Below are 24,816 nucleotides of genomic sequence, written 5' to 3' on the forward strand. Positions count from 1 at the left end.
GCAGTAATTAGGAGGATCCACAATGACATTTAAGACTGAAAATAAGCTAACTTCGTGGCACATCGGCATCGCCCTGGCAGCATTGTTTGTTGGCGGTGCGTTTGGTCCCTTGCAAAAGGCGGAGCATGTTGGCATCAATCTGTATCCGGCTCTGAGTGACGTGGGCATCAAAAGCTACTATCAGGGTCTGACGCTCCATGGTGTTTTGAACGCCCTGGTCTGGACGACATTTTTTATCACCGGCTTTTTTGTTTTTGCGGTTACGCGCAGCCTGAATCGGGAACTGCGCTACCCCAAATTGAATGTAGCGGCTTTGATCGTAATGGCATTAGGGCTGGTAATGGCGGCGGTCCCTCTGTTGGGGAATAAGGCTTCCGTTCTGTATACGTTTTACCCCCCGCTGAAGGCGGACACCTTTTTCTACCTGGGGTTGACTCTGGTCGTCGTTGGCTCCTGGATGGTGGGGTATGGTCTCTATTTTACCTATGGAGAATGGCGTAAGCAGAATAAGGGCGCGCGCACGCCGTTTATTGCGCTGGCCTCGCTGATTACGATGGTGATGTGGCAGCTTGCGACGCTGGGCGTGGCCGCGGAGATTCTGTTCCTGATTCTGCCGTGGTCGCTGGGGTGGGTCGAAGGGATTGACCCACAGTTGTCGCGCACGTTCTTTTGGTTTTTTGGGCATCCGCTGGTTTATTTCTGGTTGTTGCCGGCATACGTCTCCTGGTACGGTATGCTACCCAAACAAGCCGGCGGCAAACTCTTCAGCGACTCCCTGGCCCGCCTCGTCTTCTGGCTCTTCCTGGCCCTCTCCGTACCCGTGGGGCTTCATCACCAATATACTGACCCAGGCGTTCCCGCCGGTTGGAAGGCAATACACGCCGTTCTCACCTTTTCCCTGTTTATTCCCAGCATGATCACCGCCTTCACCGTGGTTGCTTCGCTAGAATTGGGTGGGCGCGCCCGCGGTGGCAAGGGCTTGATTGGCTGGATTCGCAAACTGCCGTGGGGTGATCCTTCCTATACCGCGCAAAACCTGGCGATGATTCTGTTCGTCTTTGGTGGCATTGGCGGCCTGATCAATGCTTCGTACAACGTGAACCTGGCCGTCCACAACACCATGTGGGTTCCGGGACACTTCCATCTGACCCTGGGGTCGGCGGTGACGCTCTCCTTCTTTGGCATCCTGTATTGGCTGGTGCCGAAGCTCTCCGGCAGGCAGTTGTGGAGCCGCAGGGCGGGTTTGTGGCAGGCGTGGACCTGGTTTATCGGCATGATCCTGATGAGCAATGGTTTGCACACCATTGGCCTCATCTTTGGCGTGCCGCGACGCAGCATGTTGGGCGTGGCGCCCTATTTGCAGCCAGAGTGGGCCCCGTTCCTCACGGAAGCGTTCATCGGTGCTATGTTCCTGTCCGTCAGCGGGCTGCTCGTTTACGCCAATGTGCTGGGTACCGTTTTTGCCGGGCGCAAGCTGGAAAAACCGATTGAAATGCCCGTGGCCGAACCGCTGGATGCCACGCCCGCGCCTTTGTGGCTCGATTCCTGGAAGCCGTGGTTAGTGGGCACGGTGGCCCTGATTCTGGTAGCATATGGGCCTGTACTGTATCAGTTGATTCGGGACGTGGCGCTGACCTCGCCCGGATTCAAGCTCTGGTAATTCACATTCAGGCGGAACCCTCGACGCTTGCGTGCGCGAGATTCCGTACAATAGAGATGATGCAGCCGACGCGGAGGCCGCCCGGCGCGGTCTAACACGTGTGGCTGCATCGTCGTCTCATGGAGGTTTACACTATGCGCAAATTGTTTCTCATTCTGATGCTCGTGCTGGCCATAGGGCTGGTGGCGTGCGGAGGTGGCGATGCGGATGATGCCGGCACTTCCACCGACAGCTCCATCGGCGATGCCAAGCATGGCGAAGAACTGTTCGCATCCCCCACCATCGGCGCCGCCAGTGCCCCCGGCTGCATCACTTGCCACTCGCTGGAACCGGGTGTCGTCATCGTGGGACCGTCGCAGGCCGACCTGGCGGACCGGGCCGCATCGCGCGTGCCGGGCATGACCGCCGAGCAGTACATTCGCCAGTCCATCACCGAGCCAGATGCCTTCGTGGTAGAGGGCTTCTCGCCGGGCGTGATGTATCAGAACTACGCTAACGAGCTGTCGGCAAAGGACATCACCGACCTGGTAGCATACACGCTCACGTTGCACAATCAATAGCCGTCAGTGCGTCTGGCGCCTGAAATAAAAAAGACCTTCTCCCCAAACGGGGGAAGGTCTTTTTTTGCCATCTGAGCATATTATACCAACACACGCTTCGCGGAAGCTTGATTTCAGGTGACTGCTGAAAATGGTCATTTGCATAAGAACCCTTCCCGCGCATCCGTCAATTCCCGAGCGAAGCCTTTATTAACGGATGCGCCCTTGCCGTTACCTCTCGGGAAGATCTCTTGGTACACATACCCCTGAGGCTGAATAATGCCTACGTTTTGGGATTTTGTGCCGGCATTTTCTCCGCCAACGCCCACCACTGTATACCACAACTAGACCGCATGTGCTAAAATCGGGCGCGTAGAGTCACCCGCAGAATACAGTCGCATGGGAGAAAACGTTTGAACAGTAAACGTGAGTTTCGTATCGCCAATGAATACACCTACAACCAGTCCGGCCCCGTGCGTTGGGTACTGTCTCACCTGGGTCGCTACAAGCTGTTTCTGATCAGCTTTGTCGTCACGATAGCCGCGGCCAATTTCCTGAATGCGTCTATTCGAGTGCAGGTCGGGAACGCCTTCAACGTCGTCCTGGCGCAGGGCGCGGACGTGTCCGCCCTGCTGCGCGTCGTTGGCACGCTGTTGCTGATTGTCGTCGGGCGCGGGCTGACCGACCTGGCGGGCAGTTGGTCCAGCGAGGTGCTGGGCAACCGATTGGAGCGGGACACACGGGATGAGTTGTACTTGAGCCTGTTGGGAAAGAGCCAGACGTTCCACAATCGCCAGCGCGTGGGGGATGTGATGGCGCGGGCCACGGATGATGTGCGCCAGCTTAACGGAATGATCGCGCCGGGCATTTACCTGATTTTGGACTCGACAATGGGCCTGGTGATGCCTCTGGCCTTTATCGCGTCCGTGCGGTTGGCGTTGCTGCTGGTTCCGGCACTGTATGTGGTGGTGTTCTACGCAGCGTTGAAGCGGTACATGAACCAGTTGAATCCGGTTGCGGGGCAGATGCGCTACCGGTATGGGGTGATGAATGCGGGGTTGGCGGAGGCAATTGCCGGCATTGAAGTGGTCAAATCCACCGCCCAAGAAGAGCAAGAGATGGAGAAGTTTACGGAAAATGCCGGCACATTCCGCGACTACTTCATCAAGGAAGGCCAGATACAAGCCCGTTACCTGCCCCCCCTCCTCCTCGGTTTCGCCCTCTCCGCCGCCCTCCTGCATGGCCTTTCCCTCCTCTCCCGCGGCCTCATCAACATCGGTCAACTTGTCACCTTCATCGGCCTCATGTTCTCCCTCCGCTTCCCCACCTTCATCTCCATCTTCACTTTCTCCCTCGTACAGTTGGGGCTGGCCGGCGCCGACCGCATCCTCTTCCTCATGAAACAGGAAACGGAACTAGACGAAAACGAAGCGGGACACAGCGCCCCCATGCGCGGCGAACTGGCCTTCGACAACGTCACATTTGGTTATGGCGAGCGGCCCGTGCTGCAAAACATCTCCTTCCGCGCCGCCCCCGGCCAAACCATCGCCATCGTCGGGCAAACCGGTGCCGGCAAAAGCACCCTCACCAAACTCGTCAACCGCACCTACGACGTCACCGAGGGACGGATCACCATCGACGGCGTAGACGTGCGCGATTGGCGGTTGGACGCGCTCCGCTCCCAAATCTCCGCCATCGAACAAGACATCTTCCTCTTTTCCCGCTCCATCGCCGAAAACATCGGCTTTGGCCTCGGTCCCAAAGCCGACCCGGCGCACATCGAAACCGCCGCCCGCGAAGCGCAGGCGCACGACTTCATCACCAGTTTCCCGGATGGCTACGACACCGTTATCGGCGAGCGCGGCGTCACCCTCTCCGGCGGGCAGCGGCAGCGACTGGCCATTGCCCGCGCCCTGCTCACCGACCCGCGCATCCTCATCCTGGACGACGCCACCAGCGCCATAGACAGCGCCACCGAAGACAAAATCCAGACGGCCATCAACCGCGTGCTGCAAGGGCGCACCACCCTGCTGATCACGCACCGTCTCTCGCAGATTCGCCGCGCCGATCTGGTGCTGGTATTAGAGCAGGGGCAGGTCGCCGCGCAGGGCACGCACGAGGAACTGCTGCGCACCTCGCAACTCTATCGCCGCATCTTTCTCCGTCACCACTGGAAGCAGGCGGCCCCCCACGTGCCCACGCCTGCCGCAAACGAATGACACATTTTCAGCTCGATCCGCGTTGTTCCGCGCTCGTCCGCGTCTTTTTGTCAGAGGAGTAATCAATGGGCTTTATCATGGATGGCCTTGATGCCGAAGGGTATGATCGTTCGTACAACGACCGCGAACTGCTGCGGCGCATTGTCGCTTACTTTGGACCCCATCGGCGCGTGATGCTGGGCGTGGCCGGCGTCATCTTCCTCAATGCGGTGATGACGACGGCGCTGCCCATCCTCATCGGGCGCATGATTGACACGTTGGATGCCGGGGCCGATCTGAGCCGCACGCGCTGGCTCCTGCTCGCTTTCCTCCTGTTTGGCGCGCTCTCCTGGCTGTTCAACTACCTGCGCCAGTGGCACACCGCGCGCGTGGTGGGCAACATCGTCCTCAAACTGCGCCAGGACGCCTTCGCCGCCGTGGTGGCGCGGGATATGTCGTTTTACGACGAGTTTTCCTCAGGCAAAATCGTCAGCCGCGTCACTTCGGACACACAGGCATTCGCTTCCGTGGTCACGTTGACGCTGAACCTGATGAGCGAGTTGCTGATTGTGGTGATTGTGGTCGCCGTGCTGCTGTCGCTCAACGTGCGCCTGACCCTGTTGGCGCTGGCGATTTCGCCCCTGGTGATCGTCGCCGCGCTCAGTTTCCGCCACATCGCCCGCCAGACGACGCTGCGGGCGCAGCGGGCGCTGGCTAACGTGAACAGCAACGTGCAGGAAACGGTGACGGGCATTGCCGTGGCCAAGAATTTCCGCCAGGAGCAAAACATCTACGATGCGTTTACGGGCATCAATCAACAGTCTTATGGCGTTTCTTTGCGCCAGGGGATGACGTTTTCGGCCATCTTTCCGGTGTTGGTGCTGATTGCCGGCACAGGCACGACCATCATCGTCTACCTCGGCGGCCAAAGCGTCCTCAACGGCGTCGTTTCCGCCGGCGAGTGGTTCCTCTTCGTCGAAGCCGTCAACCTCTTCTGGTTTCCCCTCACCAGCATCGCCTCCTTCTGGAGTCAGTTTCAACAAGGGCTTTCCGCCAGCGAGCGCGTCTTTGCCCTCATCGACGCTGAACCGCGCGTGGTGCAAACGGACAACCAACCCGTGCCGCCGCTGCGCGGCCAGATCGCCTTCATGGACGTGGATTTTCACTACGCGCCGCGGGAGCCGGTCCTTTCCGGCTTCAACCTGACGATTGGCGCGGGAGAAACGGTGGCCCTGGTGGGGCACACGGGCGCGGGCAAGTCTAGCCTGGGCAAATTGGTGGCCCGTTTCTATGAGTTCCAGGGCGGTCAATTGCTGATTGACGGGCGTGACATCCGCACATTTGACTTGCGGGACTATCGCCGCCAGTTGGGTGTTGTGCCGCAGACGCCGTTTTTGTTTGCCGGCACAATCCGCGACAACATCCGCTATGGACGACCAGACGCCAGTGACGAAGAAGTGCTGACCGTGGCCCAACAAATCGGCTGGGGCGATTGGCTGCGGGCGCTGCCCCAGGGTCTGGAAACGGAAGTCGGCGAAGAAGGGCGCGCCCTCTCCATGGGGCAGCGGCAGTTGGTGGCCCTGGCGCGCGTCATGCTGCAAGACCCGGCCATCATCATCCTGGACGAGGCCACCGCCAGCGTAGACCCCCTGGCGGAAGCGCAAATTCAGGAGAGCCTGGAGGTGATCTTGCGCCAGCGCACGGCCGTCATCATCGCTCATCGCCTCTCCACCATCGAAAACGCCGACCGCATTATCGTGCTGCGTCAGGGCGAAATCATTGAGGAAGGCACGCACGACCAACTCATGCGCCTGGGCGGTCACTACGCCGATCTCTACGACACCTATTTCCGCCACCAGTCGCCCGATTACGAAGTGCCCATCTCCGCCTAGTGTCTTGTCAACCACAAGGTGATGGATTTCCATGTCTTCCTGGAAGCTGATTATGAGACGGCGCTGGCCCGAGAGCGAGCTTCCAGGAAGGTTTGTCGGGTAGCAAAATCCATCATTTTGGGGCCACCTGGCGTAGGGGGGACGACGCGGATTCCTCTTGTCCGGGCAGCCAGCCGCTTCTCCGCGTTGTCGCCCCCTTTTGCGACGCCAGGGGGCGAGAAAGGCGGAATACAAGAGGCCGGTCGCTATCCTAATGATGCCCCGTCTGTTCCGCCCCGACACGAAACCTGGCAAAATGGGAATGGCCGTTCATCGTTGGCCGGACAAGCCAGTTTCGCTATTTGCGAGTACACTACAGGGGGTGATTTATGAGCGAACGCACGACGCCCCCGCAAATACCGGACCGCATTGACCGCCGTCGTTATCGTCGGATTCTGACGTTTTTTGCCGGCATTCTCCTCCACATCATCCTCCTCGACCTCCTCGCCGTCCGCCTGCCCCTCCTCAAAACCCGCCTGCGCGCCAACCGCCCCCAACGCCACCGCCACCTCTCTCGCCGCTTCCGCGAACTGGCCGTGGATATGGGCGGCGTCCTCATCAAACTGGGACAATTCCTCAGCGCCCGCGTAGACGTCCTCCCTCCCGAAGTCACCGAAGAACTGGCCGGCCTGCAAGACGAAGTCGCCCCCGTGCCTGCCACCGCCATCCAGGACGTGTTGCAAGCAGAACTGGGGGACCTTTCTCGCCGCTTCGCCTACATCGATCCCACCCCCCTGGCCGCCGCTTCCCTGGGGCAGGCGCACGCCGCCTGGCTCCTGCCCGCGAACGGCGCCGCACACCCCAATGGGCAAACACCCCCCCGCGGTGCGCCCGTGGTGATCAAGGTGCAGCGCCCGCACATTGAGGAGGTGGTGCGCACCGATCTGTCCGCCCTGCGGGTGGTGGCCCGCTGGGTGATGCGCTACAAACCTATTCGACGACGAGCGAATGTGCCGGCATTACTCGACGAATTCGCGCGCACCCTCTGGGAAGAACTCGACTACCACGCCGAAGCCGGCAACGCCGAACGCTTCGCCCTCCTGTTCGCCGACCAGCCCGATGTGCGCGTCCCCGCCGTCTACTGGCAGCACGCCACCTCCCGCGTCCTCACGCTGGAACGCATGGAAGGTATCAAAATCACGGAGACGGAAGCTATGCGCGATGCCGGCATCGACACCGCCCACATCGCCGACCGCCTGCTGGAACTCTACTTCCGCCAATTCTTCATCGAAGGCTTCTTCCACGCCGACCCTCATCCCGGCAACCTCTTCGTGCAGCCACTGCCCCCAACCGACGACAACCCATACCCCTTTGCCATCGTCTTCGTTGATTTTGGCATGATGGGGCGCATCAAGGAATCACTGAGCCGGAACCTGCAGAAGGTCCTCCTCAGCGTCGCCCAACAGGATGCCCATGCGCTGACCCAGGCCTACGCCGACATGGGCTTCTTCCTGCCCGGAGCGGACCTGGAACGAATTGAGGAAGCGCAAAAGGTGCTGCTGGCGCGCATCTGGGGGCGCAATCTGTTGGAAATGGCCCGCCCCGACCCCGCGGAAGTGCGGGAACTGAGCCTGGAATTCCGCGACATCCTGTTTGAACTCCCCTTCCAGGTCCCGCAAGACTTTGTCTACCTGGGGCGAGCCGTCGGTATGATTTCCGGCCTGGCCTCCCTGCTCAATCCCAACATCAATCCCTGGTATCAGTTCGAGAAATTCGCGCTAGAAGTGGCGCAAACGCAAGGGATCGGCGAATTCTCGTTGGAGCAGGTGGGCAGCGAACTGCGCAGCCTGTTGGCAATACCCGCGCGGGCGCGCCGCCTGCTGGAAGCCGCCGAAAGTGGCAAACTGCGTATCCGCTCTCTGCCCGACCCCCAGACCACGCGCCGCCTGGATCGGCTGGAACGGCAGGTGAATCAACTGAATTGGGGACTGGTGAGCATGGCGGTGCTCATTTCCGGGACGGTGCTTTACGTTAGTGGGGAGACAGGGCTGGGGACCGCGTTCTGGGGCGTAGCCGCGCTGCTCTTGACGCTCTCCCTCCTGCGAAAATAGTGGACGGTTGGTAGTTGGTGGCTGTCCGCAATTAAGTTAGCGGAAATGCGCGGACAGCGGCTGTCCATGATAGCTTGTCAGTAACGGTCCGTAAAAAGGGTGAAGTTGTATTCGGACGGTTAATTGGTAGCCATCGTGGTGCGCCCCGCTCATGGGGGACGCTTCAATTTTCTGCGGCTTGTCCCCCCTCTGTTTTTCGCCGCCGGGTTTCCTTGATCTGCTCCCATAGCATCCCCAGCAGCAGCACAATCACGCCCAGGTTGATGCACACGTCGGCCACGTTAAAAATGCCCACGCGCAAGCGCAGTTGCACGAAGTCGAGGACCTCTCCCGTGGTGATGCGGTCCCATAAATTGCCGGCAGCCCCACCCACAAACAGCGCCAATCCCAACCGCTCCACCCAGAGCGCCCGCGGCGTGCGCCACAAATAAAACAGTGCCGCCGCCAGCACCAGCACCGACAACCAGCCCACGACCACGCCCACCCCCGGAAACCAGCCAAACGCCACCCCCCGATTATACGTCTCCCGCAGCGTCACCCACGCATTCAGGCGCGTATCGCCGTGTGCGGCGAAAAAATCCGCCATCCACCTTTTCGCCAGACGGTCCGCCACAAACGTCGCCACGATCAACCCATACGGCCAGATAGCTCCCCACCATCCCCTCGTGGATTCATTCTTCTCCATCAGGTTCGCCTTCATCCTCATCCGCGACGGCGGGGACGGGTGGATGTAGCCACGCCAGATAGTCCGCTTCCGTCACGTATTGGCCGCCGCCGATTTCCGCGCTCACCACTTCGTACTGGCGATTGAAGGTGACAACCGTCTGCATACGGCGAAAACAGCGGCTGTCCACAATCGTTTTGTGCCATTGGTAGCCGTTGTCCGCCTGCTGCAAATCGTACTGCTTGTCCGCGCGCACGCGCACAATCGCGCCGCAGTTGTCGCAGCGAGCATACAGGTAGATGCCTTGCGTATCCCCTTGCGCTGCTTCTTTTTTGTCGTCGCCGCCAAAAAGCCGTTTCAAGAACCCCATTATTGCCTCCGAATTCGTAACTGTTCAGCCTCCGGGGTACATGGTCCGACAGACCTTCCCGGAAGGTAACTACTAACGCTCTCTGGAGATTGGACCAATTTCACCAGAGAAAATTGGTCCAATCTGGCTTAGCAGTTACCCCGGAAGCACAATTTCAGACCCAAAGGGTCTTGTTATTCGCGTCATTTAGCATCAAAATAGCTTCCGGGAAGATGGTGGTGCATAGTACCTGAATTATTCTAAGGGACGGAACTTAAACAAGACAACGAAGTTGTTTCCTTCCCGTTCCTGCAACCTGACGATGCAATTCCGTACTTTATTTCATCGTCAGTCCTGACCAGATGTGGCGAGTTGTGGGAGATTATGCCGGCACGCATCACCACACCTCGCCCATTCATCCCCCCCGCAACAACGCCACGCCAGTATAGTCCCCCGGACCGTGATTTGCCAGAAAACGCGGACGCGAACCGGCGCGGAACCCATTGGGACCAACGGGCTGATTTCGTCGCCGGCCACGCCAACCGAAAACAGGCGTATCAGGTATAATTCCGCTCATATCTAAATCGTCGTCATGCCGGTCCGCTCATGAATCTGACGCAGCAGTTCCTCCTCCTGTCCATCATCCCCGCCGCTTTCGTCGCGCTCCTCCTGTATGGGCGGCGCGCCACCGCGCGTACGCGCCGACCCGCCGCACGGCCGTGGGCGCTGACCCTGGTTCTGTCCGCCTTCTGGAGCAGCACTTTGCTCAGTTATTTTGGCGGGGCCACCCTTCCGCTAACGGCGGCCTTCACCTGGCGCGTCGTAGGCGCGTATGCCCTGAGCCTATCCGGTTTGGGACTGCTGCTGACGACGCTGGCGCTGCTGGAAACGCCCTGGCGCGGCCGGTTGTGGTTGATCATCGCCAGCGGCGCGCTCTGGCTGGCCGCCGTCGGCCTGGACCCGGCCATCTGGTCGTACCATCTATCCACGATCTTCTTTCGCTGGGGCAGCGGCGGCTACTATTGGCGACATTTCGATATGTGGGCGGGAGTGTGGGTGTTGAGCGGGCTTGTGCCGGCATTTTCCGCCTGGCTTATCAACCTCCGCTTCGCCCGCCACCTGCCCCAATCCCAATCTCGCACCCAGATCACCTACTGGCTCCTCGCCCTCACCCTCTTCCTCCTCGCCCTCCTCCCCGCCTGCGCCCGCCTCCCCGGCCAACCCGGGCTGCCCCAACTCGGCGCACTCATCTGGCTCCTCGCCGCCCTCCTCGGAACCCTCACCCTGACCCACACCCCCCTGCCAGAAATCCGCCTCAGCGGCCGCCAGATCGTCGCCCTTCTCATCGACGCCGCCGTTATCTTCATCATCGCCCTCCTCGGTCTCTGGTTCCTCAGCCAGCAGGTCGGCAGCCTCTCCCTGCGCGGTCAACTGCTGACCGCCGGCCTGTTTGCCCTCCTCATTTTGCTGGGGCTGCGCCTGGTGCAGCAAATGCGGCGGCGCTGGTTCCATCCCCTCCTCAACGACCATTCCCCGCCCCTCGCCGCCACGGACGACCTCAGCGGCGCGCTCTTCGATCCCCCGGCGCTGGGTCGCTGGCTACTGTACGCTGTGCAAACAACCGTGCAAACCAAAGACGTCTGGCTCTACACCTGCGCGGATGGACCCGGCGGGCGTCTGCTGCTGCGCCCCCTGGTCGCCTCCGACGCGCAAACCATCCCCTCCCTCACTCTCCTCGCCGACAACCCGTTTGTCCAGCATCTACGCCAACAAGCCGCCCCCATCGTGCAATACGACATCGACACCGTCGGCGCATTTGCCGGCATGGACCCGGAAGAACGCCAACTTATTCGGGAACTCCAGCGCCACCTGTACATGCCCTTGCACGCCGGCTCCCGCCTGGTTGGACTGCTGGCCCTGGCCGCCAAAGACAGTCGCCGCCCCTACGACCGTTTCGACTACCTCAGCTTGCAAACACTTGCCAGCCAGGTGGCGCCACTACTACAGCAAGCGCTCACCCAGGCCAGCCTCTACCAACTCGCCTATCACGCCTTCGCGCAGCACCACGCCGCCGCCCACACCGGCCGCTACCAGGCGCAGTGGCAGGCATTGCAACGCCAATTTTTCGATCTGATTCAGCCGGAGACACTGCGCCAACCCCTACAGCAAATTGACCAGAGCCTGCGACAGCGGCAGGAGCAGTTCCCCGATGAGGACATGGCTGCCACGCAGCGACAGGTCAACGAACTACGCCACACACTGGATGGCCTCATCGGCGCCAAAGTTCGCCTGGAACGCCTGATGGACTTTCAGTTTGCGCCCGTGCAGTTTGATCAGGTGCTGCGCGACGTCGTGAATGCCCTCACACCCATGGCCGCGGGGCGGCGCGTTCAGGTCACGACCGAGATCGCCACCGCGCTCCCGCCCATTTATGGCGACCGCCAGCGATTGGCGGAGGCCGTGCGCGGCCTACTGCACAATGCCATCAAATTCAACCGTATTGGCGGGCAGGTCAACCTCCATTGCGCGCTGGAAACCAACGAGATCGCCCTGCACATCAGTGACACCGGCGTGGGCATTCCCCCCGACCGGCTGGACGACCTCTGGGAAGGCTTCCAACGGACGACCGCGCCGCGCGTCACCAGGGTCAGCGGCAACGACCTGCAAATGGGCCTCCCCATCACCCGCTTCATCATCCTCAGCCACGGCGGGCGCATCACCGCCGTCAGCGAATACGGCAGCGGCAGCACCTTTTCCTCTTACTTGCCCATTATCTATTCTCTCCCACCCTCCGGGAAACTGTAGAAAATCGCCCCCCCTCCATCCGCCGCTTCCCCAAATCGGCCACTCCCCTCTGTAGTCCGATTTTCCAAATCGGACACCCCCAACATAACACCCATTGTCGTAACGTTTTCCGTTGCTCGTCAACTGTTGTAAACTACCATCATGCGATTCGCCACGCCCGTTGCATTGCTTTTGCTGCTCACGCTCCCTTACTTCTTCTGGTTGGGGCGGACGCGCGCGGCAGGACGCCGCGACTGGCGCGCGCCCGTGAGCCTGGGACTGCGCCTCTTGATCGTGTCGCTGCTGACGCTTTCCCTGGCCGGGGCGCAAACCGTACGCGCCGCCGATGAACTGGCGGTGGTTTTTCTGGTGGACGCCTCCGACTCCATTTCGCCAGAGCAGCAGGCACAGGCGGAAGCCTATGTGCGCCAGGCGATTGCGGGCATGAAGAGCAACGATCAGGCGGCGGTGGTGGTTTTTGGAGCGAATGCGCTGGTGGAACGCCCCATGAGCGGGCTGGCGGAGTTGGCCCCGGTTTCGTCCGTGCCGCGAAGTTTGCATACGGACCTGGCGGAGGCGATCCGCTTGGGGCTGGCGCTGTTTCCGGCGGGCGCGGCGCGGCGCATGGTGATTTTGAGCGATGGCGCGGCCACGAATGGGGACACGGCGGCGGCGGCGCGGGTGGCGGCAACGACGGGGGTGCAGATTGACGTGGTTCCGTTGACGCGCCCGGGGGATGTGCCTGAGGTGATGATCACGGGCGTGAACGCGCCGACGCGGGTGGTGGCGGGGGAGGGGTTTCGTCTGACGGTGACGGTGGAGAGTACGGGGAATATGCCGGCATCTATCCGCATCCTGGCAAACGGCAGCATCATCTCGGAGCAGCCCGTCGAACTGCGTGCCGGCATCAACAACTACAGCATCCGTCTGCAAGCCACCGCCCAGGAATTCGCCCGCTACACCGCCCAGATCGTCCCCACCCAGGACACCTACTACCAGAACAACCAGCTCGCCGCCTTCACCGAAATCGTGGGACCGCCGCGCGTCCTCCTCGTTGCCGCCGCTGCCGGTCAGGCGGACGACGGCAGCCCCATCCCCGACGAATCCCCCCAACTACAACTGGCACTGGAAGCGGCAGGCCTGCTCGTGGACCGCGCCACCCCCGCCGAACTGCCCGCCGCCCTGGGCGAACTGAGCAACTATGCCAGCATCATCCTCGTGGACGTGAATGCCAAAGAGCTATCGCCGCGCAAAATGGAGGCGCTGCAAACCTACGTGCGCGACCTGGGCGGCGGATTGGTGACCGTCGGCGGCCCCAGCAGCTACGGCATGGGCGGCTACTTCCGTACGCCTCTGGAAGAGACCCTGCCCCTGGAGATGCAAATCAAAGACCAGGAGCGGTTCCCTTCCGTGAGCATGGTCATCGTCATCGACCGCTCCGGCAGCATGGGCGCGCCCGAAGGGGGCGTGACCAAAATTCAACTGGCGGCGGAAGGCGCGGCCCGCGTGGTGCAGCTTCTCAACGACTTCGACGACATCACCATTATTCCCACGGACACGCGGCCCGATAACCCCATCGGCCCCGTCTCCGCCGCGGACAAAGAGAGCATCATCGCCCGCATCCGTCAGATCGGCGCGGGGGGTGGCGGCATCTACGTGCGCACCGGCCTGGAAGCAGCGGCGCAGGCCCTCGCCAGCAGCAGCAACCAGGTCAAGCACGTGATCGTCCTGGCCGATGGCGGCGATTCGGAGCAGAAAGAGGGCGTGCCGGAACTGCTGGACGCGCTCACGGCAGGGGGGACAACGATCTCGTTCGTGAGCATTGGCAACGGGACTGACGTGCCCTGGCTGCAAGACATGGCGCAGCGGGGAAATGGACGGTTCCATTTTACCGACCGCGCCGCCAATTTGCCGCAGATTTTCACGCAGGAAACGACGTCTATCCAGCGCAGCTACCTGATTGAGGAACGTTTTTTCCCCACGCTGGTGACGCGCAGCCCGATCTTGCAGGGCATTGCCGCTGTGCCGCCGCTGTACGGCTATGTGGGAACCAGCGCCAAAGGCGCGGCGCAGGTGATCCTGGAGACGCACATGGGGGACCCGCTGCTGGCAAGTTGGCAGTACGGACTGGGGCGGTCGGTGGCCTGGACGTCGGACGCGACGGGGCGCTGGGGCGTGGATTGGGTGCGCTGGGAGGGTTTTCCCACGTTTTGGGCGCAGGTGGTGCGCTGGACGATCTCGCAGGATCGGGAGAGCAACGTGGAGACGGTGGTGACGCTGGCTGGAGAGTCGGCGCGGCTGTTGGTGGATGCGCGGGACAGCGGCGGGGCGTTTCTGGATAACCTGGGGATGACGGCGAATGTGGTTGCGCCGGATGGCCGCACGCAGACGGTAACGCTGCCGCAGGTGGCTCCGGGGCGGTATGAGGGGGCGTTTGTGCCGGCAGAAGAGGGGGCGTATTTTGTGCGTGTTGCCGGCATCAGCGCCGACGAAGCCACCAACATTGGGCAGACATCCGGTTGGGTGCTGGGCTACTCCCCCGAATATCGCCAGGTCGAAGCCAACCCCGCCCTGCTGCAAGAAGTCGCCGCCCTCACCAATGGGCGGGACGCCGGCGAAGACCCGGCAATCGTGTTTAGCCACGACCTGCCCAGCGACCTGGCCGTGCGTCCCATCTGGCCCTGGCTGCTGCTGGCGGCGGTCGTGCTGTTGCCTTTCGATATTGCCGCGCGCCGCCTGGTGATCACGCGCCGAGACGTGGCCCGCGCCTGGGCGGCCACGGTGGGCCGCTACTGGCCGCAAGCCGCGCCCAGGCCACAGCGCAGCGAACAGGTGGCGCGCCTGTTCCAGGCGAAAGAGCGCGCCGGCACGCAGCCCACGGGAGAGCCGCCGCCGCCGGAAACGATCTCCCCGCCGCCGGGAATCATCTTGCCGCCAACGCCGCGCCAGGATGCCGGCGAGCCGCCGCCAGAGCCGGCCCCGCCGCGTGCGCCGGCTAGCGGCGGTTCGTTGGCGGCGCGCCTGCTGGAGAAGAAGCGAGAGCAGGAAGGGGAAAAATAATAGCCAATTGGTGAGTGGGTGAACGGCTAATCATCAGTTTTCAGATGCAGGCAGTTGTGGAGAATGCCGGCATCTTCCGGGCGCACGAAAGCCGTAATTTTATCCCCTGCCAGAAACACCGTATTCCCATGAGGGATCAGCAACTGCCCATCCCGCCGAATCGACACCAGGACGCATTCTGCCGGCAGCGCCCCCGCGAAATCCCGCAACATTCGCCCCACCACCGGGTCATCCGGCCCCAAAACCACATCCAGGAACTCCAGTCCATCCAGGTTTTGCAGCGCCGCCTGCTGCGTCCGGTACTGTTTCTCCGCGCGCCGGTTTAGCCCCAATTTATAGGCGCGGATGATGTCCGCGCGGCGCACCAGTCCCAAAAGCTGGTACGGGTCCTCGCGGGCCACCACGGGCATTCGCCCCAGGCCGCGGACGCTCATGCGCTCCAGGGCATGCCCGATGGACTCATCAGGATACGCCAGCAGCAGCCGCGGATAGGGCGTGGCGATTTCCGACACGTTCGCGCTCAGCGGCCGGTTACTCTGGATCGCTTTGTCCAGGTCGGAAACCGTAACCACGCCCCACAGTCGATTTTCCGTCGTGACCACGGGCAAACCGTGGATGTGCGTGCGGTCCAGCAGGCGAGCGAGGGTGGCCAGCGTTGTGTCCGGCGAAACCGTGTCAATCTGGCACGTCATCACCTCTTTCACCTGCACGCCGCGCAGCACGTCCTCGTCCCGGCCGCTGGTGAGACGAATACCGCGTAGTTTTAGCTTCAGCGTGTAGATGGATTCGGTGAACAGGTGCTCCGCCAGCAGCGTGGAAAGCACGGTGGCCATCATCAACGGCAGAATGAGTTTATAGTCCCCGGACATCTCAAAGACGATGAGGACGGCGGTGATGGGAGCGCGGGCTGCTCCAGAAAAGACGGCGGCCATGCCCACAATGGCATACGCGCCCGGATTGGCGACGATGTCCGGCCAGAGGGCGTGCCCGATTGTGCCCACAATGCCGCCCAGAATCGCGCCCATGTAGAGGCTGGGGGCAAAGACGCCGCCGGAGTTGCCCGAACCGAGGGTGAAGGTGGTCGCCAGCAGCTTGGTTCCCAGCAGCACGACCATCAGGGTCAGGGGCAGGTTGAAATCTTCGGCGATGGCTTCGCCGATCAGGTGCAGGCCGGGACCGAGTACGTCCCGTCCGGGGAGGAGGAGGGCGACGAAGGCGGTGAGGAGCATGCCCAGGCCGGCTTTGAAGGTCAGGGGGATGCGCCATTTGTCGAAGATTTCTTCGGCGGCGTAGAGGAAGCGGATGAAGAGGACGGCGACGAAGGCGGCGAGGATGCCCAGGATGATGTAGAGGGGGATTTCGGCGAGGTGGTTGAGGGGATATGCCGGCACAATAAAAGCAGGCTGATTCGACAAGAAAAAACGGCTGATCACGCTGGCGGACACCGCGCTGATCACCACCGCGCCAAAATAACGCACCGTAAAACGCCCCAGAATAATCTCCAGAGCAAAAATAGAGCCGGCAATTGGTGCGTTAAACGTGGCGGAGATACCCGCCGCCGCGCCGCAGGCCACCAGCGTGCGAATGCGCTCGTCGGAAAAATGGAGCACCTGCGCCAGTGTCGAGCCCAACGCCGACCCCACCTGCACAATGGGTCCCTCGCGCCCCGCCGAACCGCCCGCGCCAATCGTGATCGAAGAAGCCAGTACCTTGATCACCGCCACGCGCGGACGAATGCGCCCATCGCGCAGCGCCACCGCCTCCATCACCTCCGGCACGCCATGCCCCTTTGCCTCCCGCGCCCACCTATCCACGATGAACCCCACGACCAGGCCGGCCGCAACCATCACCACCAGCAGCCCGGTCACGTCCCCTAGCTGCGTTTGTGTCCACTGCGCCAGATGGTTAATCTGGGCCAGTAGTTTAATGAATATCACCGCCCCCAGCCCGGTTCCCAGGCCAACGAGCATGGACGTGCCGATCAAGATGACCTCGGCGGGCGGGGCCCACTCCAGCGGCAGGCGCTGCAAAAGTGGTAGCAGACGTTCACCGATAGTGGGAGAAATCTGTCGTTCGGGCGGGTTTTCCGTATCCGTCATAATGTTTTTCATAATGGGGCATAAGGGGGCGCAACAGGCGTGTTCCCGTTTGGGTCAGCATAGAAATCACGCATGGCCAGACTCTTGCAACGGCGCAGGCCTGAAGGAAATTATGTCGGTAGTGTCGATCACCGTACGGCAAGTCAGCAGGACTGGCAATCCTCTGGCAGCGATGCGTCTGGATGGGATCGCGGGATTGCCTTTCTTTATTTACACAGGAGACTTCACCGGCTGCCGCCGACCACCATGAATGAAAATGATGTGCCATCGTAGCCCGATTTGGAAAATCGGGCGGGCGATTTGGAAAATCGCCCTACATTTTCGGAGGAGCTAATTGTGACATACAAGACGCCTTTTTCGCAAATGTTTGCCATTCTCTCATGGCAGCGGAATAGTAACGTAGTCCAATCCGTCCGGCAGCAGCAGGCGCGGCCCATCGGGCGGTTCGTAGACGCCTAATTGCAGCATGGCGGCCTGTTCGACGCTGTCGAGATGGTGGTGGAACAGCAGCAAGTCTCCTGCCCGCCAGAATTCGGCGGGGGCATCCAGCCCGTCATCTTGCGCCAGCGGGTCGCCATTGGCCGCCAGCGCGTGCAGAAAGAGGCGGCGCGCGCCGGCGTTAGGGGACTGCACCTGCCAGTAGGTGAGCAAATCCAGGCTGCCCGCACTTCCTGGCAGCCAGTCATAGCCGAGTAGATGTAGCTGGTCGCCGAAAGTGGCATCCAGGCGCTGTTGCGGTTGCACGGCGGGGAGGTGGGGCAGTTCGTACAGGGTGAACGCGCCGTCTGGCTGCGCGGGCGCGCCCCACGCGGTCAGGCGGCTCTCGATGGCCGCGTCCAGCGGCAGTACGGTGGGGCGGATGACGCGCACTGTTTGTCCGGGCTGTGGCGCGGGCAGGATCAGCGTGCGGCCAGGATAGAAGTAGACCAGCCGCAAGTCTCGCCGCGGCAGGGAGAGCCGCATGGTGGGCGGGTCCATTGTCTCCGGCGACCAGCCGCCGACGGCTACGGGACCGTTGGTGGCTGTTTCGTCCAGGGTTCTGGCGGCCTCCGTCAACCCTGCCTGCCACACAAATTGCACTTCTTCTTGCGTCGGCCAGGTGGAAAAGAGCGCCCCGGCGGTGCGATCTATATGCAATAGAAGCAGCAAAACCCATAGGGCATTGCGGGCAATCGAAAGGGCTTTTTTTCCTCGATCTGTGGATAACTTGGGGAAAACTGTGGATAAGTGGGCTGAACTGTGCATAAACAGCGCGGGGAAAAGGACGACAACGGGCAAACTATTGCCTATACGGATGAAACTGGGGGCATCTATTGTGACTATGCTGGGGAGCGCGCCAGCAAATAGCCATAGAAGTACAAAGGCGTGGCGCGTATCACGCCAATGCCATAAAGAGAGGGCCAAACCCGCGTAGAATAGGGTTGCGGTGAGGGGATCGAAGACGGGCATGCCGGCTACGTTTTGCCGCCAGAGGGGGTCGCCGGCCAGGCCAAACATGCCTAGAAACTTGAGGGCGTTATCCAGAATGGGGCGAAAATCGCCGGCGCGGAGGGCGCGTAAGGGGGCGTCAATCTCGCTGATGCGGAATTCGGCGCTGGGGGTGCGCAGGAGGAAGAGGGTGAGCGGCAGGGCGACGAGGAGCATCAGGCCCAGGAAGAGGGCGATTTGTCGCCAGCGTGTTTTGAGTTGGGCGCGGTGGAAGAGGAGGAGGTAGAGGAGGTAGAGGGCGTAGAAGATGGGGACGGCGCGGGCGGCCATGTAGGTGTAGAGGGAGAGTCCGGCGAGAATGCCGGCATTTCCCCACCACAACCACTTCCCACTCGACCATCCGCGCCACCAAAAATAGGCGGAAAGGCCGGAGACGACGGGCAGCGTGATGGCGCGTAGCCCCTGGCGGCTGAAGAAAACGGGCCAGAACAGCACCGCCAGCAGCGCGGCTGCCGGCAGCGCGACTTCCCACCCAAACAGGTGGCGCAGCAGGGTGAATGTAACGGCCACGAGCAGCAGTCCCGCGAAAAATGCCGGCAGGCGCAGCGCCAGCGCATTATCTCCTAGTACGGTTATCGATCCCGCCTGCAAATAGTGAAAGCCCGCCTCGTGGCCGTAAGCCTGCGTGAAATAAACGGCGTGTTCGCCCGCCAAAATGCGGCGGTCGATGAGCCAGTTGGCGACTTCGTCGTGGGAGAGGCCGGGAGGAGAAACGCGGGAACCGGCCATGCGGAATCCCGCGCCAACGAGCAGAATCAATAAGAGCGCGGCGTGCGGCCAGCGGGGGAAGGGTTTTGTTTGGGGATTCATCATGCACGTGGTCGTTTGTGCCGGCATGTGCGCTTTGAATGTCAGCCGACCAAGTGATGATACGGGGTGTGGCGTGTTTGGTCAACGCTGCACAAAGGGCAAGTAAGCGTTTTGCGTTTGTGCCGGTGGGGGGGGCGTGGGCGTGGGGGTGGGAACGATGGGAGGTAAATCTTCTCCCTGTACGATGTCCAGCGGTGCATAGCCCGTGTAGCCGGGGAACACCGTGCCCAGATAGGGATTGCCCAGGCGACGAATCAGGATTTCGCTGAGGATGCGGCGGTAATCGGTGGTCACGGCCAGGTCGGCGCCGTCATACAACTGATCGTTACGCAGCCCCGGCCAGTCGCCATAGACGCCGCCGTTGACGTTGCCGCCGAGGGCGAACATGAGGGAACCATGACCATGATCGGTGCCCCGATTGGCGTTTTCGCGCAGGCGGCGGCCAAACTCGCTCATCACGACGATGGTTAGTCGCTGCGTGTAGTTTTGGTTCCCCGCGCCGTCCATGTCAATGTAGAAGGCGTTGAGGCCGGTTGCCAGTTCGCTCAAGAGGGAGGAGAAGTAGCCGCCACTGCCGTCTCCCTGGCTGTCGTGTGTGTCCCAGCCGCCCAGGTCGATGGCGGCCACACGCAGCCCCATTTGCAGTTTGATCATTTGGGCGATGATTTTGAGCTGGTTGCCGAAGTTGCCGCCGGGGTAGACGGCGCCGTTGGCGGGTTCGTAATTGCCGGGGTCGGCGGCTTCAACGATGTCGAGGGTGTCCAGGGTTTGAATGCCGGCATGATGCAGCCAGCTATTTCCCGTGTACATGGCGCGCAGAGCCACCCGCTGCGCATTGCGCCAGGTGGAAGGACCGCGATTGTAGCTAAAGTTACTCACGCTGTTGATCACCGCCGCGCCAAAGTCGCCTTGCAACGAGATGGGCGTCAGATCGCTGGCCGCCAGAGACGGCATCAGCACGCCCTCCGGCAGATTGGGTGCGCTTTGCAGGTGGCGCGTCAGCCAGCCCGTCGTCGTCGCCTTGCTCCCCGGCGTTCCCAATTCAATAAACTGCTGTGCGTCGAAGTGGCTGCGTGTGTCCGTTGTCAGGCCGGCAGCGTGGATGAAGGCGACGTGGTTGGCCTGGAATAGCTCGTAGATGGGGGCAAAGGAGGGATGCAGGCCAAATTGACTGTTGAGCATGAGGGCTTCGTTTGCCGGCACTTTGATCGACGGTCGCGCTGCTTCATAATAGGCCCGATCCGTGCCGGCAATAGGCATCATCAAATTCAGCCCATCATAGCCACCACGCAAAAACACATACAGCAAAATGTCTTGATTGACCTCTCCCTCGGGGCGGCCAAAGGCGATGAAATTTAGCCGCGCGCCGGCCATCGCCGCAATTGCCGCCGAGCATCCCACCAAAAAACCACGTCGACTTATCCTGGTCACAGTCCAACTCCATTGTACTCGTGGCGCTTGCGCCCAATCAGAGCGTCACCGCCATTGGAAGGAAGGTATCTGCATAATGAGGCCAACCATCGCCCGCAAACGATCCTGAATCGTCGTTTCCTCATCCAGCGGCAGATCAAAATCCGGGTTACGCCCCTGCGCCATAAAAGAAACGATATGGTCGCGCTCATCCCCATCCGCCGGCCGCCCCAACAAACGTTCCAGCCAGTAATCGGCCAGCGCATTGGGCGACCGCACGGCGGGCGGCGTCTGGCCCAACACGTCCAAAACATAGGTGTCATCAATCTTCCAGTCAATCAACCAGTTCGCCATGCGCCACCGCTGGAGCGTGGAGGAAGAGCCGTTCCACGCCTCTTTGCGATCAGGATAGCCATCCGGCGCCGGCCATTGAAACAACGGTTGGCCCATGTACTTGTACGTGCTCACAAAAGTGTCGCTGTTGCTGTCCGTCGTCAGCAAAAGATCGACCCCCATTGCCCGCAAACCGCTGATGACAAACTCAAAAGGACGCTTGATCTTTTCTCCCCACGTATTCTGGAAGGCGTCGGAGAGCAAGATGGTACGCACGACTTGTTTGAGTTGATCTGGCGCATCCAGATTGGCGGAAAAGGTGGCGGCGGCGGCGGCCACGACATCATCGGGGGGATCGTCGCTGATCAAACGACGACACAACTTCCGCGCAAGATAGCGCGCCGTGCCCGGATGGGCGGCCACCAGGTTTAGCACGCCGCGCCCATCTTCCTGGTCTGCCTGGTCCGGCGGGACATAGACGCCCAGGACGTATTTCTGGAAGCGGTCGTGCCAGGGCGCGTAGTAGACGAATAGACCGGTATTGTCCAGGCCGCTATCGTTGATGCGCCATCCGGTGAAGCAGCGGGTGGCCTCGTAGATGTCGTTGTCTACGTAGCCAACGGGCCGGCCGTCTTCGTCGCGCGGCACGTCTTGTTGCGGCATCACGCCAAGATAGTTTTCCGCACCCAATGTGTGCAGTTCAAACAGTTCGCGGGCGTAGTTTTCGTTGGGGCCGGCCACCTGGTTGACGCGATTGTCCAGGAAGTAGAGCATGGCCGGGCTTTTGGCGACGGCTTCCAACATGGCGCGGAAGTTGCCCAGCATGTGGGCGCGGATGACGTCGCGGTCGTAGTGAATGATGACGGGTTTGATGGCGTAGTCGAAGCCATAGACGGAGAAGTGATTGTGCCAGAAATCGGCCAGGACTTCGGCCAGTTGCCGCCGACTGTAGAGGGCGCGCATGTAGGTGGCTCGCTCCATTTCTTCCGCGGCCAGGTTGCGGTCGCCTCCGTTGACGACGAGTTCGTACCAGAGTTGTTGCAGGGGTTTGTTCAGGTTGATGAAGCCGGCGGCGTTGAGTTTGTCTTCTAGTTCGCTGTCGTCAATGGTGTCTGGGTTGAGTTGTTGTTCGATGTAGGCCTGGAATTGTTCGGCGGGGGTGTTGCCCAACGCGCGGAAGGCGTCCAGGTCGCCGGGACGGGGACCGAAGGCGATGCGGTTGAGGGTGATGATTTCTAGCGGGGGGAGGGGGGGAATGCCGGCATTTATGCCCGTGCGCTTCTGTTCTGTCTGGATAATGCCGGATTTTGCCGGCATCGTGCCGGCAACGACGGCAGCGCCCCCCATTTGTAACAGTTCGCGTCGGCTGATGAAACCAGAATGCGTTGTCATATCTCTCTTCCTGAGTAACTACTAACGCGCTCTGGAGATTGGACCCATTTCACGCGCTCAATGGCCTTTCACCAGAGAAAATTGATCCAATCTGGCTTAGCAGCTACCTTCCTGAAGGCAAAAGGCGTGGAATTTACGCTATTGCTTCATTACATTACCCTGCTGGATACAGATGGTATAAAATGTCGCGTCGCTGCACAATAGGCCGATATTACCGTCAGATTGGTTCATTCTCCAAAAGGAACCAATCTGGGGGGCAACTAAATTCTGGACGCTCACATAGCCGCCCAAAACCCTTATGCTGATGCAGATACGCGAGTGTGAAAATGAAAACTGTTTGTTCCGCTACCCGGTGTTGGCGCGGGAAATGCCGGCTGATGTTTGCCCCCGCTGCGGCGGCGGGACGCGGCTGGCGCATGAGCGGTGGCTGCACCAGGAGGCGGAGGGTGCGCCGGTGAAGTTGCCCGGCCCGACGGTGTTGGCGCTGTTGGACAATGTGCGCAGTGTGTTTAACGTGGGGTCGGTGTTTCGTATTGCGGATGGCGCGGGGGTGTCGCATGTGCATCTTGCCGGCATTACGCCCACCCCCGATCATCCCAAAATGCGCAAAACCGCCCTCGGTGCGGAAAACGTCATTCCCTGGACCTACCACGCCAACAGCTTGCGCGCCGCGCGTGCTCTGCGAGAGGCCGGTTGTCGGCTGTGGGCGCTGGAAGGGGATCATCCCCACGCGGTATCCTTGTTCCTCCCTGCCGTCACCGACAGCCGCCCTATTGTGTTAATTGCCGGCAGCGAACTAACCGGCGTCGATCTCGAACTGCTCGCCCTCTGCGAACGCATCCTCACCATCCCCATGCAAGGCCAAAAACGCTCCCTCAACGTCGCCGTCGCTTTTGGCATTGCCGCCTACGAACTCCGCCGTGGCCCGGCTCCGCCCATCGCCGCCAATCAGGTATAATCCGTCTCCATGACGGAGCTAACCAATCCCCACGACCGATTTTTCAAAGAAACGTTTTCTCGCCTCGATGTGGCGCGCGATTTCTTCGCCCACTACTTGCCGGAGCGCGTCGTTCAATCTCTCCACCTGGACACCCTGGCCCTGCAATCAGGCAGTTTCATCGACGCGGAACTGCAAGAACAATTCGCGGATCTCTTGTACCAGGTTGCACTTGTAGACGACAGCAGCGCCTACATCTATTTGCTGCTGGAACATAAGAGTTATGTTGATGCGCAAACGCCATTTCAACTACTGCGCTACCTTGTGCGGATTTGGGAACGTGACGTGCGTGCCGGCAATCCGCTGCGCCCAATCGTGCCCATCGTGGTCTATCATGGGCGAGAGCGGTGGCAGATTTCGCGCGATTTCGCGGGACTGTTTACGGGACCTGAAATTCTCCGTCCCTATTGGCCCGCGTTCCAATATGAATTGAAGGACTTGTCCGTCTTCAGCGATGAGGAAATTCGGGGCATGGCCCATCTCCAAATTGGGCTTCTGATACTGAAATACATCTTCACACCGCTGCTGCGCGAGCGATTGGCGGAAATCCTTGCGTTGTTCGCCGACCTGGCGGAAACGGAAACAGCACTGGAGTATCTGGGGACGGTGTTGTATTATATTAGTCGAACCTACACCTACCTGGCTCCCGAAGAGATGGTTGCCGTTGTTCAGGCAGCATTTGATGAGAAAGGAAGTGAGATTATGCAAACGGTAGCGGATTATTGGATTAAACAGGGGGTTGAGCAGGGCTTTGAAAAGGGTATTGAGCAAGGCATTGAACAGGGCCTTGAGCGGGGTCTGGAGCGCGGTCTGGAGCGGGGTCTGGAGCGGGGGCGTGTCCAGACTCTGCAAGAGAATATTCTGGAAATGCTGCAATTGCGTTTTGGCCCGCTGCCTGATCAGGTGGCGGAGCAGGTAAAGGCGCTTTCTCAGCCGGATGTTTTGCGTCAGTTGCTGCGCCAGACGTTTACGGCGGAGACGTTGCGCGATTTTGTGGGGAAAATGCCGGCATCTCCCCCTCCCACCACATAACCATACCACACCACCATGA

General features: G+C 61.0%; 16 protein-coding genes. 10 read left to right on the forward strand and 6 right to left on the reverse strand.

Annotated features, from left to right (window positions below):
* Positions 1 to 22 precede the first annotated feature (22 nt).
* From H6650_01025 to H6650_01045, 5 genes are all read left to right on the forward strand, one after another.
* Positions 23 to 1,660, forward strand: coding sequence for a cbb3-type cytochrome c oxidase subunit I (locus H6650_01025; protein MCB8950572.1), 1,638 nt, complete (start codon positions 23 to 25; stop codon positions 1,658 to 1,660).
* Between the two features lie 134 nt (positions 1,661 to 1,794).
* The gene (locus tag H6650_01030; protein ID MCB8950573.1) at positions 1,795 to 2,220 is read left to right on the forward strand and encodes a c-type cytochrome; all 426 of its coding nucleotides are present in this window, start codon (positions 1,795 to 1,797) and stop codon (positions 2,218 to 2,220) included.
* A gap of 392 nt (positions 2,221 to 2,612) precedes the next feature.
* A complete protein-coding gene (locus tag H6650_01035) occupies positions 2,613 to 4,418 on the forward strand; it encodes an ABC transporter ATP-binding protein (protein ID MCB8950574.1) in 1,806 nt (601 codons plus the stop codon).
* Positions 4,419 to 4,483: 65 nt separating this feature from the next.
* Complete coding sequence (locus H6650_01040; protein ID MCB8950575.1) at positions 4,484 to 6,289, forward strand: ABC transporter ATP-binding protein; 1,806 nt, start codon at positions 4,484 to 4,486, stop codon at positions 6,287 to 6,289.
* Between the two features lie 368 nt (positions 6,290 to 6,657).
* Complete coding sequence (locus H6650_01045) at positions 6,658 to 8,379, forward strand: AarF/ABC1/UbiB kinase family protein (protein ID MCB8950576.1); 1,722 nt, start codon at positions 6,658 to 6,660, stop codon at positions 8,377 to 8,379.
* Between the two features lie 163 nt (positions 8,380 to 8,542).
* Here H6650_01045 and lspA read toward each other — a convergent pair whose 3' ends face one another.
* On the reverse strand, positions 8,543 to 9,064 hold the full coding sequence (gene lspA, locus H6650_01050) for a signal peptidase II (GenBank protein ID MCB8950577.1): 522 nt from the start codon (positions 9,062 to 9,064) through the stop codon (positions 8,543 to 8,545).
* Positions 9,051 to 9,413 carry a hypothetical protein gene (locus H6650_01055; protein MCB8950578.1) on the reverse strand — a complete coding sequence of 121 codons (363 nt, stop codon included), beginning with the start codon at positions 9,411 to 9,413 and terminating at the stop codon, positions 9,051 to 9,053. The genes lspA and H6650_01055 overlap by 14 nt, the downstream gene beginning before the upstream one ends.
* A gap of 363 nt (positions 9,414 to 9,776) precedes the next feature.
* On the opposite strand from H6650_01055, the gene H6650_01060 reads away from it, so the two are divergent.
* From H6650_01060 to H6650_01070, 3 genes are all read left to right on the forward strand, one after another.
* Complete coding sequence (locus H6650_01060) at positions 9,777 to 9,959, forward strand: hypothetical protein (GenBank protein ID MCB8950579.1); 183 nt, start codon at positions 9,777 to 9,779, stop codon at positions 9,957 to 9,959.
* 39 nt (positions 9,960 to 9,998) lie between these two features.
* On the forward strand, positions 9,999 to 12,197 hold the full coding sequence (locus tag H6650_01065; GenBank protein MCB8950580.1) for a HAMP domain-containing histidine kinase: 2,199 nt from the start codon (positions 9,999 to 10,001) through the stop codon (positions 12,195 to 12,197).
* A gap of 141 nt (positions 12,198 to 12,338) precedes the next feature.
* A complete protein-coding gene (locus H6650_01070) occupies positions 12,339 to 15,236 on the forward strand; it encodes a VWA domain-containing protein (GenBank protein MCB8950581.1) in 2,898 nt (965 codons plus the stop codon).
* Positions 15,237 to 15,262: 26 nt separating this feature from the next.
* Here H6650_01070 and H6650_01075 read toward each other — a convergent pair whose 3' ends face one another.
* The 4 genes from H6650_01075 to H6650_01090 all read right to left on the reverse strand — a co-directional run bounded on the left by H6650_01075 (position 15,263) and on the right by H6650_01090 (position 22,768).
* The gene (locus tag H6650_01075; protein MCB8950582.1) at positions 15,263 to 17,335 is read right to left on the reverse strand and encodes a chloride channel protein; all 2,073 of its coding nucleotides are present in this window, start codon (positions 17,333 to 17,335) and stop codon (positions 15,263 to 15,265) included.
* 378 nt (positions 17,336 to 17,713) lie between these two features.
* Complete coding sequence (locus tag H6650_01080; protein ID MCB8950583.1) at positions 17,714 to 19,636, reverse strand: glycosyltransferase family 39 protein; 1,923 nt, start codon at positions 19,634 to 19,636, stop codon at positions 17,714 to 17,716.
* A gap of 78 nt (positions 19,637 to 19,714) precedes the next feature.
* Positions 19,715 to 21,064, reverse strand: coding sequence for a DUF1501 domain-containing protein (locus H6650_01085; protein MCB8950584.1), 1,350 nt, complete (start codon positions 21,062 to 21,064; stop codon positions 19,715 to 19,717).
* 45 nt (positions 21,065 to 21,109) lie between these two features.
* On the reverse strand, positions 21,110 to 22,768 hold the full coding sequence (locus H6650_01090; GenBank protein ID MCB8950585.1) for a DUF1800 domain-containing protein: 1,659 nt from the start codon (positions 22,766 to 22,768) through the stop codon (positions 21,110 to 21,112).
* Between the two features lie 337 nt (positions 22,769 to 23,105).
* Between H6650_01090 and H6650_01095 the strand changes: the two genes are divergently transcribed.
* Both H6650_01095 and H6650_01100 read left to right on the forward strand, forming a co-directional pair.
* Positions 23,106 to 23,726: a TrmH family RNA methyltransferase gene (locus H6650_01095; GenBank protein ID MCB8950586.1), complete on the forward strand. Its 621-nt coding sequence runs from the start codon at positions 23,106 to 23,108 to the stop codon at positions 23,724 to 23,726.
* A gap of 9 nt (positions 23,727 to 23,735) precedes the next feature.
* Positions 23,736 to 24,797, forward strand: a complete 1,062-nt coding sequence (locus tag H6650_01100; protein MCB8950587.1) for an Rpn family recombination-promoting nuclease/putative transposase — start codon at positions 23,736 to 23,738, stop codon at positions 24,795 to 24,797.
* The last annotated feature ends 19 nt before the right edge of the window (positions 24,798 to 24,816 follow it).

It is taken from the genome of Ardenticatenales bacterium (assembly GCA_020634515.1).
In the GTDB taxonomy this organism is placed as follows: Bacteria; Chloroflexota; Anaerolineae; order Promineifilales; family Promineifilaceae; genus JAGVTM01.